This window comes from Limnohabitans sp. YIMB22184, from assembly GCF_048020265.1.
Taxonomy (GTDB): domain Bacteria; phylum Pseudomonadota; class Gammaproteobacteria; order Burkholderiales; family Burkholderiaceae_C; genus Limnohabitans_A.
On record NZ_CP171843.1, the window covers coordinates 1,529,787 to 1,544,294 of the forward strand.

Annotated in this window: 12 protein-coding genes; 1 reads left to right on the forward strand and 11 read right to left on the reverse strand. The window is 60.2% G+C overall.

The window, feature by feature from the left end; translation table 11 throughout:
- Positions 1–7 precede the first annotated feature (7 nt).
- The 4 genes from glmM to ACHEXL_RS07235 all read right to left on the reverse strand — a co-directional run bounded on the left by glmM (position 8) and on the right by ACHEXL_RS07235 (position 5,060).
- Positions 8–1,336, reverse strand: coding sequence for a phosphoglucosamine mutase (gene glmM, locus ACHEXL_RS07220; RefSeq protein ID WP_416561282.1), 1,329 nt, complete (start codon positions 1,334–1,336; stop codon positions 8–10).
- Between the two features lie 87 nt (positions 1,337–1,423).
- Positions 1,424–2,311 carry a dihydropteroate synthase gene (gene folP, locus ACHEXL_RS07225; RefSeq protein ID WP_416561283.1) on the reverse strand — a complete coding sequence of 296 codons (888 nt, stop codon included), beginning with the start codon at positions 2,309–2,311 and terminating at the stop codon, positions 1,424–1,426.
- Between the two features lie 63 nt (positions 2,312–2,374).
- Positions 2,375–4,291, reverse strand: a complete 1,917-nt coding sequence (gene ftsH, locus ACHEXL_RS07230; RefSeq protein ID WP_416561284.1) for an ATP-dependent zinc metalloprotease FtsH — start codon at positions 4,289–4,291, stop codon at positions 2,375–2,377.
- Between the two features lie 106 nt (positions 4,292–4,397).
- Complete coding sequence (locus ACHEXL_RS07235) at positions 4,398–5,060, reverse strand: RlmE family RNA methyltransferase (RefSeq protein WP_416561285.1); 663 nt, start codon at positions 5,058–5,060, stop codon at positions 4,398–4,400.
- Between the two features lie 31 nt (positions 5,061–5,091).
- Between ACHEXL_RS07235 and ACHEXL_RS07240 the strand changes: the two genes are divergently transcribed.
- Positions 5,092–5,565 (forward strand): YhbY family RNA-binding protein, encoded by a 474-nt coding sequence (locus ACHEXL_RS07240; protein WP_291929589.1) that lies wholly within the window; start codon positions 5,092–5,094, stop codon positions 5,563–5,565.
- 73 nt (positions 5,566–5,638) lie between these two features.
- Here the strand turns inward: ACHEXL_RS07240 and greA are convergent, their stop codons facing one another.
- From greA to ACHEXL_RS07275, 7 genes are all read right to left on the reverse strand, one after another.
- Entirely contained in the window at positions 5,639–6,115 is a 477-nt protein-coding gene (gene greA / locus ACHEXL_RS07245) for a transcription elongation factor GreA (RefSeq protein ID WP_291929590.1), read from the reverse strand.
- A gap of 104 nt (positions 6,116–6,219) precedes the next feature.
- Entirely contained in the window at positions 6,220–9,480 is a 3,261-nt protein-coding gene (gene carB, locus ACHEXL_RS07250) for a carbamoyl-phosphate synthase large subunit (protein ID WP_416561286.1), read from the reverse strand.
- On the reverse strand, positions 9,480–10,655 hold the full coding sequence (gene carA, locus ACHEXL_RS07255) for a glutamine-hydrolyzing carbamoyl-phosphate synthase small subunit (protein ID WP_416558639.1): 1,176 nt from the start codon (positions 10,653–10,655) through the stop codon (positions 9,480–9,482). Before carA ends, carB begins: the two co-directional genes overlap by 1 nt.
- A gap of 199 nt (positions 10,656–10,854) precedes the next feature.
- Positions 10,855–11,628, reverse strand: coding sequence for a TrmH family RNA methyltransferase (locus tag ACHEXL_RS07260; RefSeq protein ID WP_416558640.1), 774 nt, complete (start codon positions 11,626–11,628; stop codon positions 10,855–10,857).
- Positions 11,625–12,242, reverse strand: coding sequence for a ribonuclease HII (gene rnhB / locus ACHEXL_RS07265; RefSeq protein WP_416558641.1), 618 nt, complete (start codon positions 12,240–12,242; stop codon positions 11,625–11,627). Before rnhB ends, ACHEXL_RS07260 begins: the two co-directional genes overlap by 4 nt.
- Positions 12,214–13,386, reverse strand: a complete 1,173-nt coding sequence (lpxB, locus tag ACHEXL_RS07270) for a lipid-A-disaccharide synthase (protein WP_416558642.1) — start codon at positions 13,384–13,386, stop codon at positions 12,214–12,216. Before lpxB ends, rnhB begins: the two co-directional genes overlap by 29 nt.
- Entirely contained in the window at positions 13,386–14,486 is a 1,101-nt protein-coding gene (locus ACHEXL_RS07275) for a DegT/DnrJ/EryC1/StrS family aminotransferase (protein ID WP_416558644.1), read from the reverse strand. The genes lpxB and ACHEXL_RS07275 overlap by 1 nt, the downstream gene beginning before the upstream one ends.
- Positions 14,487–14,508 lie beyond the last annotated feature (22 nt).

The following is a 14,508-nucleotide window of genomic DNA, read 5'->3' on the forward strand; positions in this document are numbered from 1 at the left end:
GGCCGATTCAAGCCAGGGTAGCGGCGATGCGCTCGGCGCATTGGCGGGCCTGATCGGCATCACGGGCTTCGACCATGACGCGCAGCAAAGGCTCTGTGCCGCTGGCGCGGATCAAGACCCGCCCAGAATCGCCCAGCTCCGCCTCGGCAGCTCGGGTGGCGTCCCACAAAGGCCGATGGCCTTCCCAGTCAAAACCGGGCTTCAGGCGCACATTGATCAGCGTCTGAGGGAACAGCGTGATGCCCTCCAGCAACTGCGCCATGGTCTGCCCACTGCCCACACATGCTTGCAACACCTGCAAGGCGCTGACCAACCCGTCACCCGTGGTGTGCTTGTCCAGGGCCAGCAAATGGCCTGAACCTTCACCGCCGAGCAACCAGCCCTTGTCGTGCAAGACCTCCAGCACATAACGGTCGCCCACTTTGGCCCGCACAAATTGCACGCCTCGCTGCTTGAGGGCCACTTCCACCGCCAGGTTGGTCATCAAGGTGCCCACCGCGCCGGGCACGGCTTCGTCCCGAGCCAGGCGGTCTGCGACCATCAAATACAACAACTCATCCCCATTGAACAGTCGACCACTGGCGTCCACGACTTGCAGGCGATCGGCATCGCCATCGAGCGCAATGCCATAATCGGCCCGGTGGTCCTTGACCGCCTGCACCAGCGCCTGGGGGTGGGTCGCGCCCACGCCTTTGTTGATGTTCAGGCCGTCGGGCGAGCAGCCGATGGCCACCACTTCGGCACCCAGCTCATGGAACACCTTGGGGGCGATTTGGTAGGCGGCCCCGTGGGCGGCGTCCACCACAATCTTCAGGCCCTTGAGGGTCAGGTCGTTGGAGAAGGTGCTCTTGCAAAATTCGATGTAGCGACCAGCCGCATCGTCCAGACGCCGGGTTTTGCCCAACGCGGCCGAATCCACCCAGACCGGGTCCTCAAGCAAGGTCGCTTCCACGGTCTCCTCCCAGGCGTCAGACAATTTCTTGCCTTGGGCGCTGAAGAACTTGATGCCATTGTCCGCAAAGGGGTTGTGGCTGGCGCTGATCACCACCCCCAAAGAAGCGCGTTGCGCGCGGGTCAGGTAAGCCACGGCCGGAGTGGGCACCGGGCCCAGCAAGACGACGTCGACCCCGGCAGAGTTGAAGCCCGACTCCAGGGCACTTTCCAGCATGTACCCAGAAATGCGGGTGTCTTTGCCGATCAACACCGTTGGGTGGGCCTCCTGCGACTTCAACACACGGCCCACGGCATGCGCCAGGCGCAAGATGAAATCGGGCGTGATCGGGCTTTGGCCCACCGTGCCGCGAATGCCGTCTGTGCCGAAATATTGACGTGCCATCTGAACAATCCTGATTTTTGTAATGAATAGGAGAATTTTAGTCGTCCAAACACACTGGAAAACTGACGGATACAAACGCTGAGCGCGTCAATACTGCCTGGCGTTCTGGTTCATGGCCTGCCAGACCTTGAGCGCGTCCACCGTGTCCTTGACATCGTGCACCCGGACCACCGAAGCCCCTCGCTGCACCGCCAGCAAAGCCGCCGCCACACTGGCCGTTTGTCTTTGGGCAGGTTCCGGCACTTGCCCATGGTGGGCCAGGGCAGCGCCCAAAGCTGATTTCCGAGACCAGCCCGCCAAGACAGGCCGTCCCAGGTGCAACAAGTCAGCCTGCTGCGCCAACAGCTGAAAATTCTGCGCCACCGTCTTGCCAAAGCCGATACCCGGGTCCAGCACCAGCCGGGCAGCGCCCACCCCAGCATGCAGCAAGGCGTGTATGCGAGCATGCAAAAAGTTTTCCACCTCGCTCAGCACATCGCCCGCCATGGTCTCGATTTGCATGGTTTGCGGATCACGGTGCATGTGCATCAGACACACACCGCAGCTTGAATGGGCAGCCACCACCTGCTCGGCCCCCGGCTGACGCAGCGCCCAGATGTCGTTGATGATGTCCACCCCCGCATCGAGCACCGCCTGCATCACCTCGGGCTTGTAGGTGTCCACCGATATCGGCACTTGCCAGCGAACCGCTTCGCGCAAAAAAGGCCCCAGACGCGCCAATTCCTGCGCCATGGGCACCACCACAGCGCCTGGGCGGGTGGATTCCGCGCCGATGTCCAGAATGTCAGCCCCATCGCGCAACAGTTGCTCGGCGTGGCGCAAGGCTTGGGCGGTTTCGGCATGTTGTCCGCCGTCCGAAAAAGAATCGGGCGTGAGATTGACAATGCCCATGACTTTGGGCTGCGACAGGTCCAACTCAAATCGGGTGGTTTGCCAGTGCACGGCGCTGTTCGGTCGGGTCAGGGGGGTGTCCATCGGGGTGACTCCATGAAAAACGGGGCCCGAAGGCCCCGCTGTGATCAGGCGCTGCCTGAGCCATCAAGCCGCAGTGGTAGCGGGCTCGGTTTGAACTGCAGGGGTTCCACCGCCATTGCCGCCACCCGATGGGGGCGTGCGAGGTGTCCAGTCCTTGGGTGGCAAGGGATCACGCCCAGCCATGATGTCGTCGATCTGGTCCTTGTCGATGGTTTCCCACTCGAGCAAGGCTTTGGCCATGGCGTGCATCTGGGCGCTGTGCTCTTCAATCAGGCGACGAGCCAGGTTGTATTGCTCGTCGATGATGCGGCGCACTTCCATGTCCACCTTTTGCATGGTGGACTCGCTCATGTTCGTGGTCTTGGTGACTGAGCGACCCAGGAACACTTCACCTTCGTTTTCGGCATACACCATTGGGCCCAGCGCATCCGTCATGCCGTAACGCATCACCATGTCGCGGGCAATCGATGTCGCACGTTCGAAGTCGTTGCTGGCGCCGGTGGTCATCTGGTGCATGAACACCTCTTCAGCGATGCGGCCACCGAAGAGCATGCTGATCTGGTTCAGCATGAATTCCTTGTCGTAGCTGTAGCGGTCTTGCTCAGGGAGGCTCATGGTCACGCCCAAGGCACGGCCACGGGGGATGATGGTGACCTTGTGCACCGGATCGCACTTGGGCAGCAACTTGCCAATCAGGGCGTGGCCCGCTTCGTGATAAGCCGTATTGCGACGCTCTTCCTCGGGCATGACCATGCTCTTGCGCTCGGGGCCCATGAGGATTTTGTCCTTGGCCTTTTCGAAGTCCTGCATCTCGACCACGCGGGCATTGCGACGCGCAGCCATCAAGGCGGCTTCGTTGCACAGGTTGGCCAGATCGGCACCGCTCATGCCGGGTGTGCCACGCGCGATCACACCTGCATTGACATCCTGGCCGATGGGCACTTTGCGCATGTGCACGTTCAGGATCTGCTCACGGCCACGAATATCGGGCAAGGTCACATACACCTGACGGTCAAAACGACCCGGGCGCAACAAAGCGGCATCCAGAATGTCGGGACGGTTGGTGGCGGCCACCACGATCACGCCCAGGTTGGTCTCGAAACCGTCCATCTCGACCAGCATCTGGTTGAGGGTCTGCTCGCGCTCGTCGTTGCCACCGCCCAGGCCAGCGCCCCGCTGGCGACCCACCGCATCGATTTCGTCGATGAAGATGATGCAAGGCGCGTTCTTTTTGGCGTTTTCGAACATGTCACGGACACGGGCCGCACCCACGCCGACGAACATTTCCACAAAGTCGGAGCCCGAAATGCTGAAAAAAGGCACCTTGGCTTCTCCGGCGATGCCCTTGGCCAGCAAGGTCTTACCCGTTCCGGGTGGGCCCACGAGCAGCAAGCCACGGGGAATGCGACCGCCCAATTTCTGGAATTTTTGCGGGTCTTTCAGGAAGTCAACCACTTCCTTGACTTCTTCTTTGGCTTCGTCACAACCTGCTACATCCGCGAAGGTGACCTGGTTGTTATTTTCATCGAGCATGCGGGCCTTGGACTTGCCGAAGCTGAATGCACCGCCCTTGCCGCCGCCCTGCATCTGGCGCATGAAGTACACCCAGACGCCGATCAGCAACAACATAGGACCCCAACTGACCAGCAGGGTCATCAGTAGCGAGCCTTCTTCGCGGGGCTTGACGTCGAACTTCACGCCGCTGTTGATCAGGTCGCCCACCAGACCGCGATCGAGGTAAGTGGCCGTGGTTTTGATGCGGCGGTCATCGTTGGTGATGGCCAGAATTTCGGTGCCGCCAGGGCTCTCGGAAATGGTGGCGCTCTTGATGCGGTTACCGCGAACCTCTTCCAGAAAATCTGAATAGCCAATGGCACTCGCACCAGCGACACCACGGTTGTCAAATTGCTTGAACAAGGTGAACAGCACCATGGCAATCACCATCCAGACGGCAATTTTGGAAAACCAGGGGTTATTCAAGAGGGGCTCCAATCGAAAAAAAAGACTGTTCTCATTCTAGGCCTGTGGAAGCGGCTCATGGCACCCGGATGGGGTTTTGGCCCTCTAAAAGGCAGGAATTACGACATCAAACGCCGTGAATCAGGCCCATGCCCACCAAAAAAGTCTCCGAAGACTTGTCCCGGGAGGATTTGGGCTTGATCGCCTTGACCACCTTGAAGGTCTCCTTGAACATCTTGACGATCTGGCTGTAGCCGCTGCCGTGGAAGACCTTGACCACCAAGGCGCCCTGCGGTTTCATGTGGTTTTGGGCGAACTCCACCGCCAACTCGATCAAATGCTGGACCCGCGCTGCGTCCGAAGACTCGATGCCCGACAGATTGGGGGCCATGTCGGAGACCACCACATCGGCCTGGCGTCCTTCCAGCGCGGCTTCGAGCAAGGCGGCGATCTCGTTTTCACGGAAATCCCCCTGGATGAAGTGCACCCCTTCCACCGGGGCCATGGGCAAAATATCCAACGCGATGATGCGGCCGTTGAGCTCGCCCACCGCCGCGCCGTCCGGCGACAAACGGCGGCGCAGGTACTGGCTCCAGGCGCCCGGGGCCGAGCCCAGGTCCACCACCAGATCGCCCGGCCGGATCAAGCCCAGGGTTTCGTCGATTTCCTTGAGTTTGTAAGCCGCCCGCGCCCGGTAACCCTCTTTCAGGGCCAGTTTCACATAGGTGTCGTTGACGTGGTCGTTCAACCACGCTTTGTTCACCTTTTTACTTTTGGTTTTGACTTTCATTCTTTTGCGTCCTTGCGGGGATAATACGGGGATGCCCCAAATACAACTCACACCTGCCGAGCGCAAAGTTTTTCGCGCCGATGCCCACCACCTCGATCCGGTCGTCATGATCGGCGGCGACGGGCTGACCCCTGCCGTCATCAAGGAAACCGAAGCCGCCCTGAATGCCCACGGCCTGATCAAAATCCGCGTGCTGGGCGATGACCGCGCCGCACGTGAAGCCATGTTCGCCCAACTGGCCGACCAGCTCAGCGCCGCGCCCATCCAGCACATCGGCAAACTGCTGATCCTGTGGCGGCCTCAGCCCGAGAAAATCAAGGAGCACGACGAAGACCGCAAAGCCGGTCCACGCGACTTCAAGATCCTCAAATACAGCTCACGCGGCGGCCAGCGGCCTGAAGTCAAAACCGTTCGCGTTCTGGGCAACCAGCGGCTGGCCGCTGGCGGCCAGATCAAGCGGGCCAAGCCCAAGCAAAAGTCGGTCAAAAAAGGCCGCCACGACTGAAGGGCCGAGGCGCCCGCACCGGACGGGCACCCGCCAACCACCCAGGCCGCCGAACAGCGGCCTTTGTTTTGCCTCAAACGTAAGACACGCCCACGATCTCGTAACGGCGCACACCGCCCGGAGCCTGCACTTCGGCCACATCGCCCTCTTCCTTGCCAATCAAGGCCCGCGCAATCGGGCTGCTGATGTTGATCAGCCCCAGCTTCAAATCGGCTTCGTCCTCACCCACGATCTGGTAAGTCACGGCCTCGCCCGTGCTCTCGTCTTCCAGCTCGACCGTGGTGCCAAACACCACGCGCCCGCCTGCATCCACCGACGCCGGGTCGATGATTTGCGCTGCCGACAGCTTGCCTTCGATTTCCTGAATCCGGCCTTCGATGAAACCCTGACGGTCTTTGGCCGCATCGTATTCGGCGTTCTCGCTCAGGTCCCCCTGGGCACGCGCTTCGGCAATGGCCTGGATCACGGCGGGACGGTCCACGGTTTTGAGGCGGTGCAACTCGTCCTTGAGTTTTTCAGCACCACGTTTGGTGATCGGGATGGTTGACATGTTCTCGTTACTCCAAAAGGAAACCGCCGAGCGATGAGACTCGGCGGTCATTGGCAACATTATGCCCCGCACCCGGGTCGGGGTGCAGGACGAGGGGCCAAAGGTCAGGCAGCCAGTTGCGCGTGCATTTCCTGGATGGAAATCACGCCCAGTTGGTCCATGTACTTCATGCCCTCCACAGCCGCTTCCGCGCCTGCGATGGTGGTGAAGGTGGTGACGCGGTTGAGCAAGGCGGAGGTGCGGATATGCCGCGAGTCGGCGATGGCGTTGCGGCGCTCTTCGACCGTGTTGATCACCAGCACGATTTCGTTGTTCTTGATCATGTCCACGATGTGCGGGCGGCCTTCGGTCACCTTGTTCACCGTGGCACAAGCCACGCCTGCGGCCTGAATGGCAGCAGCCGTGCCCTTGGTGGCCACCAGCTCAAAGCCCTGGGCCACCAACTGGCGGGCCACTTCGATGGCGCGAGCCTTGTCGTTGTTTTTCACCGAGATGAACACCTTGCCCGAGGGCGTGCCGTCGGCCTTGGTGGGACGTGGCAGCTTGGTGCCAGCGCCCAATTGGCTCTTCACAAAGGCTTCGCCAAAGGTCTTGCCCACGCCCATGACTTCGCCCGTGGATTTCATCTCGGGGCCAAGGATGGTGTCCACTCCCGGGAACTTCACGAAGGGGAACACGGCTTCTTTCACGCTGAAATAAGGCGGCGTGACTTCTTTCGTGATGCCTTGCGAAGCCAGGCTCTGGCCCGCCATGCAGCGCGCAGCCACCTTGGCCAACTGGATGCCCGTGGCTTTGGAGACATAAGGCACGGTGCGAGAGGCGCGGGGATTGACTTCCAGCACATAGATGACGTCTTGCCCGTCCACATGTTGAATCGCGAACTGCACGTTCATCAAACCCACCACGTTCAAGGCACCGGCCATGGCGGCCGATTGGCGCTTGAGTTCGGTCACGGTATCGGCCGACAACGAGTAAGGCGGCAATGAACAAGCCGAATCACCGCTGTGGACGCCCGCTTGTTCAATGTGCTCCATCACGCCACCGATGAAGGTCTTGCCTTCGGGGTCACGCAGGCAGTCCACATCGCATTCGATCGCGTCGTTCAAGAAACGGTCGAGCAACACAGGCGAATCGTGCGACACCTTGACCGCTTCGCGCATGTAACGCTCCAGATCGCGTTGCTCGTGCACGATTTCCATGGCGCGGCCACCGAGCACGTAGCTGGGGCGAACGACCAAGGGGTAACCCAAGGCGGCAGCTTTTTCCAAGGCTTCGGCCTCGGTACGCGCCGTGGCGTTGGGCGGCTGGCGCAGACCCAGGTCTTGCAGCAGTTTCTGGAAACGCTCACGGTCTTCGGCCGCGTCGATCATGTCGGGGCTGGTGCCGATGATGGGCACGCCAGCGGCTTCCAAATCGAGCGCCAGCTTCAAAGGCGTTTGGCCACCGTATTGCACGATGACACCTGTGGGCTTTTCCTTGTCGACGATTTCGAGCACGTCTTCCAAGGTCACGGGCTCGAAGTACAAACGGTCCGAGGTGTCGTAGTCGGTCGACACGGTCTCGGGGTTGCAGTTGACCATGATGGTTTCGTAACCATCTTCGCGCATGGCGAGTGCCGCATGCACGCAGCAGTAGTCAAACTCGATGCCCTGACCGATGCGGTTAGGACCACCACCCAGCACCATGATTTTTTTGTTGTTGGTGGGCTCGGCTTCGCACTCACCGTCGCCATTCCCCTCGTAGCAAGAATACATGTAGGCGGTGTCGGTCGAGAACTCGGCCGCGCAGGTGTCCACACGTTTGTAGACGGGGCGAACGTTCAGGGCATGGCGACGTGCACGTACCACATGCTCGGTGGTTTTGAGCAGCTTGGCCAAGCGACGGTCCGAGAAGCCCTTCTTCTTGAGCGCGCGCAACTCGTCGGCCGTGATGGCTTCGAGCGTGGTGGTTTCCAGTTCCAGCTCGATCTTCACGATCTCTTCAATTTGCACCAGGAACCACGGGTCGATCTTGGTCAAGGCAAACACCTCGTCCACGCTCAGGCCCATGGCGAAGGCATCGCCCACGTACCAGATGCGCTCAGGACCGGGCTCACCCAACTCTTTTTCCAGCACTTCACGGTCCTGGGTTTTCTCGTTCATGCCGTCCACGCCCACTTCCAGGCCACGCAAGGCTTTCTGGAAAGACTCCTGGAAGGTGCGGCCCATCGCCATCACCTCACCCACCGATTTCATCTGGGTGGTCAGGCGGCTGTCGGCGGTCGGGAACTTCTCAAAGGCGAAACGCGGGATCTTGGTGACCACGTAATCGATCGAGGGCTCGAACGAGGCGGGCGTGGCACCACCCGTGATTTCGTTGCGCAACTCGTCGAGCGTGTAGCCCACGGCCAGCTTGGCCGCCACTTTGGCGATGGGGAAGCCCGTGGCTTTGGAGGCCAAGGCCGACGAACGCGACACCCGGGGGTTCATCTCGATGACGACCATGCGGCCATCTTTGGGGTTGATCGAGAACTGCACGTTGGAGCCGCCCGTGTCGACACCAATCTCGCGCAGCACCGCCAATGAGGCGTTGCGCAGGATCTGGTATTCCTTGTCGGTCAGCGTCTGTGCTGGCGCCACGGTGATCGAGTCGCCCGTGTGCACGCCCATGGGGTCCAGATTTTCGATTGAGCAGATGATGATGCAGTTGTCCGCCTTGTCGCGCACCACTTCCATCTCGTACTCTTTCCAGCCCAGCAGCGATTCTTCGATCAGCAGCTCGTTGGTGGGGGAAGCTTCCAGACCCCGTTTGCAAATCGTCTCGAACTCTTCCGGGTTGTAAGCGATACCGCCGCCCGTGCCACCCAGCGTGAAGCTGGGGCGAATCACTGTGGGGAAACCGACGCGCTTTTGCACGTCCCAGGCTTCTTCCATGCTGTGGGCAATGCCCGAGCGTGCGGAGCCCAGACCGATTTTGGTCATGGCGTCCTTGAACTTCAGGCGGTCTTCGGCCTTGTCGATGGCTTCGGGCGTGGCGCCGATCAGCTCGACTTTGTATTTTTCGAGCACGCCGTGATGCCACAAGTCCAGGGCGCAGTTGAGCGCGGTCTGGCCGCCCATGGTGGGCAGGATGGCGTCCGGGCGTTCCTTGGCGATGATCTTTTCGACCGTTTGCCAGGTGATGGGCTCGATGTAGGTCACGTCGGCCGTGGCCGGGTCGGTCATGATCGTGGCAGGGTTGCTGTTGATCAGGATGACTTTGTAACCTTCTTCGCGCAGGGCCTTGCAGGCCTGCACTCCGGAATAGTCGAATTCGCAGGCCTGACCGATGATGATCGGGCCCGCGCCAATGATGAGGATGCTTTTGAGGTCGGTGCGCTTAGGCATTATTTGTTCTCCTGGGCCGAGGCCATCAATGCCGTGAAGCGGTCAAACAGGTAAGCAATGTCGTGCGGGCCGGGCGAAGCTTCGGGGTGACCCTGGAAGCAGAACGCGGGCTTGTCGGTACGGGCCAGGCCTTGCAAGGTGCCGTCAAACAAGGACACATGCGTGGCACGCAAGTTGGCGGGCAAGGACTTTTCGTCCACCGCAAAACCGTGGTTCTGACTGGTGATGGACACGCGGCCGGAATCGAGGTCTTTCACAGGGTGGTTGGCACCGTGGTGGCCAAACTTCATCTTGAAAGTTTTGGCACCGCTGGCCAAAGCCATGATCTGGTGACCCAGGCAAATGCCGAATGTAGGGATGCCGGTTTCGATCAACTCGGCTGCCGCAGCGATGGCGTAGTCGCAAGGCTGTGGATCGCCAGGGCCGTTTGACAGGAAAATGCCGTCCGGCTTGTGCTTGAGCACTTCTGCGGCCGGGGTCCTCGCAGGCACCACCGTGACTTTGCAGCCGCGCTCGGCCAACATGCGCAAGATGTTTTTCTTGACGCCGAAGTCATAAGCCACCACATGGAACTGAGGGGCGGTCTGCGTGCCATAACCAGCACCCAGTTGCCATTCAGTTTGGGTCCAGTCGTAAGGCTGAGCAACAGTGACTAGTTGCGCCAGGTCCAGGCCGGCCATGCTCGGGGCCGCCTTCGCGGCAGCAATCGCCTGGTCAATGACCGCTTGGGTGACTTCCTGGCCTTTGGCCAAGCCCACGATGGCACCGTTCTGGGCACCCTTGGTGCGCAAGATGCGGGTCAGTTGGCGGGTGTCGATGTTGGCAATCGCCACAGTGCCAGCGTCAACCAGGTAGGACGACAAGGTTTGGCCGGAGCGGAAGTTGCTCGCCACCAAAGGCAGGTCTTTGATGATGAGGCCTGCGGCATGGACTTTGTCAGCTTCGATGTCTTCCACATTGACGCCGTAATTGCCGATGTGCGGGTACGTCAAGGTGACGATCTGCTGGCAATAGCTGGGGTCGGTGAGGATTTCCTGGTAGCCGGTGAGCGAGGTGTTGAACACCACTTCGCCGACAGTGGAGCCAGTGGCTCCGATCGAATTGCCGATAAAGACCGTGCCGTCTGCAAGCGCCAGGATGGCGGGCGGGAATGTTCCCTGAAGAGACAAAAGCACTGGGTTCTCCGGAATAGTTCGGGTACGCCTCAGCACTCACCAGAGATAGATCTCTTTTTGGCTGCTTGTTCGAGGAATGGGCCTGGGATGGACTGTGGCGTACAGGTTGATGCGGGAAAGCCTCTCATTATAGCTGAGGACCGCTAGTAAACCCTGACAAATTGCCCGCCATGACGGTACGGCAAAACCGCCAAAGTGCTCAAAGACCTGCGGTGGCGCTGGCGTGCAGACAAATGGCTGCTGCAGTGGCCACGTTGAGGGATTCTTCGCCGCCAGGCTGCGCAATGCGCACCTGGTGCTGCGCAGTGGCCATCAGGCTGGCGCTGACGCCCTGCCCTTCGTGACCGAAGACCCAGGCACACCGTGAAGGCAAATCACCGGCTTTGAGCAAGGCGTGCAAAAAAGGCCCTTCGTGGGAACTGGTGGTCAACAATGGCACGTGCAAAGTCGCCACATCGGCCTCGCTGAGCGCCTCAAACAGATGCAGGCCAAAGTGCGCACCCATGCCCGCCCGCAGCACCTTGGGCGACCACAAGGCCGCGGTGCCTTTGATCGCCAGCACCTGGCGGTAACCAAATGCCGACGCACAGCGCAAGATTGCCCCGACATTGCCGGCATCTTGCAAACGGTCCAGAACAACGGTGGGCGCGTCAGGCAACACCTGATGAGAGGCTTGCCACGCCACCACAAAACCCATGCGGGCCGGTGATTCCAAGCCGCTCAAACTGGCAAACAAGGCATCGGGCAGCACAAACACCTGATCGGTCAAGCCCACCCACTGGTCCCCCTGCTCCGCCTGAAACGACTCGGTCAACACCAGCTGCAGCGGCCGCACACCCCGCTCCAGTGCTGCGCGGCACAAGTGGTCCCCCTCCAGCCAGAACTGCCCCGCTTTGCGGTACGCCGTGGTGTCTTGGGCCAAACGTCGCCAGGTTTTGAGCTGCGGGTTGTCCCGCGAGCTGATCAATTTCATCGAACACTCCTGGCCACGGGGGCAAATGTCATGCGGTGGCAGTCTGCCGGGCCATGCGCTTGCAAAGCAGCCAGGTGCTGCGCTGTGCCATAGCCCTTGTGCTGGTCAAAACCATAGGCCGGATACCGTCGGTGCATCGCTTCACACAAACGATCGCGGTGCACTTTCGCCAAAATGGAGGCCGCCGAAATGGCGGGCACCAGCGCGTCGCCTTGGACGATGGCTTCGGCACGAATGGACAAGGTGGGCAAGCGATTGCCGTCTACCAGCACGAGCTTGGGGGGCAAGCGCAGGGCCTCAACGGCACGCTTCATGGCCAGCATCGTGGCCTGCAAGATATTGAGCTGGTCAATCTCCTGGACCGTGGCTTCGGCAATGGCACAGCACAAAGCGCGAGCACGGATTTCGTCAAAAAGGGCTTCTCGGCGCTTGGCTGTGAGTTTTTTGGAGTCGTTCAATCCGTGAATCGGGTTCAGATCGTCCAGGATCACGGCCGCCGCAACCACCGGCCCTGCCAGCGGACCGCGCCCGGCCTCATCCACCCCGGCCACCAGACCGTGGGTGTCCCAGTTCAAGATTTTTTGCTCAAGCAGCAAGGACTTTTTGGATCGCATGGCTGGCCAGCGTCGGCATGTCCCGACGCAATTGAAGGTGCAGGTCAGTAAAACGCTGCTGGATTTTGGCCACTGCCGCTGGATCATCCAACCAACGCAAAACGGCCTGCGCCAATGCCTGGGGCTGCGCCTGCTCTTGCAAGAACTCGGGCACCAAGTCTTCATTACACAGAATGTTGGGCAAGCCAACCCAGGGCAACAAGCGCTTGCGGTTGGCAATTTGCCAAGAGAGCCATTGCATTTTGTAGGCGATGACCATGGGACGTTTGTGCAGAGCGGTCTCGAGCGTGGCCGTACCACTGGCCACCAAAGCCACATCACAAGCGGCCTGCACTTCGTGTGAACGGCCCAAAACCAGATGAACGTGCGCCTGCATGTCAGTCTGGGCCATCGCAGCCTCGATCGTGGGCCTCAGGAGGTCGTGCGTGGGCAAGACAAACTTCAATTCAGGCCTTTGCTGACGCATGAGCTGTGCCGCTTGCAAAAACGGCAGAGCCAAAGCCTTGACCTCGGAAGGTCTGCTGCCCGGCAGCAAGGCCACGATGGTGGCCTCTGCAGGCAAGCCCAAAGCTTGACGTGCTTGCGAACGGTCAGGCTCCAGTGCAATGACATCGGCCACCGGGTGGCCGACGAACGTGCCCTCGATCCCGTGTTGGGCCAACAAATCCGGCTCAAAAGGGTAAATGCACAGCACATGGTCCACGCTGTCACGGATTTTTTGCACCCGCTCAGGCCGCCACGCCCAAATGGACGGACACACCAACTGAACCGTGGGCACGCCCTTTTGCCGCAGCAAACGCTCCACCGGCAAATTGAAATCGGAAGCATCGACACCCACATACAGGTCCGGGGGCGAAGCCAGCAAATTCTGAATCAAGGCCTGCCGGATGCCATGGATGTGGCGGTAACGCCAAAGCGCCTCCACCAAACCGCGCACAGACAACTCGTCACAGGACCAGCGCGACAAAAAACCGGTCGCATCCATCTGCGGCCCGCCAATGCCCGAAGCTTGCAAGCGCGGCCAGGTTTTTTGCATGCCTTGCAACAACAACGCCGCCAGCATGTCGCCCGAACGCTCGGCCGCCACCATGCTGACACGCAAGTCTGGCGTGACCATGGTCGATGTTGGCCACGCGTCCGCCATCACGCCTTCAAAGCCTGGCGAATGACGCCGCACACCTCGTCGATGGCTTCGTTGCTCAGTTCAGGATAGATCGGCAAAGAAAGGCATCGCTCGGCCACCGATTCGGTCACCGGGAAGCTAGCCCCGGTCGCGATCGAGGCAAACACTTTTTGCTGGTGCAAAGGCACGGGGTAATAAACAGCGCTGGCGATTTGTTGCGCAGTCAAGGCCTGCTGGATGGCCGCACGGTTATCGGTCAGCAAGGTGTATTGGTGGTAGACGTGCAGTCCCACACCGTCTTCGCAGGGCGTTTGCAAATTCAGGCAACACAAGCCAGCGTTGTACCGCTGCGCAACGCGGCGACGCTCTTGGTTGTAATGGTCAATCAACGGCAGCTTGGCCCGAAGCACCACAGCCTGCAGCTCATCAAGTCGGCTGTTGTAACCCACAATGTCGTGGTAGTAGCGCACTTTGCTGCCATGGTTGCGCAGCATGCGCAGGGTTTCCGCCATGTCGTCCGACTGCGTGGTCACCATGCCACCGTCGCCATAGCAGCCCAAATTTTTACTGGGGAAAAAGCTGAACGCAGCCACATCACCCATCGCGCCAGTCTTAACGCCACCGATGTCGGCACCAAATGATTGAGCGCAGTCTTCCACCAATTGAAGTTGGTGTTCTTTGGCCAAGGCCATCAAAGGCGCCAAATTGGCGGGCTGTCCAAACAAATGCACTGGTAACAAGGCCTTGGTTTTGGCCGTGATCGCACGCCGAGCTTGCTCCACGTCAATGTTGAAGGTGCAGGGATCAATGTCCACAAACACCGCTTTGGCCCCGACGTAGGCGATCGCCTCTGCGGTGGCAATGAAAGTGAATGGCGTGGTGATCACCTCGTCGCCCGGACCGATGTCGGCCGCCAACAAGGCCAGATGCAAAGCATCCGTGCCATTGGCGCAGGTGATGGCGTGGGCCACGCCCAGGTAGTCGGCAGCCTCTTTTTCAAAGGCTTGGACGTTGGGGCCCAAAATGAATTGGGCCGCATTCAGGGCGCTCAAAAAAGCGGGTTCCAGCTGGGGCTGGAGATCGCGGTATTGCGCGACCAGATCGACCATTGGGATGCGCATGGCGTACCTTTCAAACAGGCTA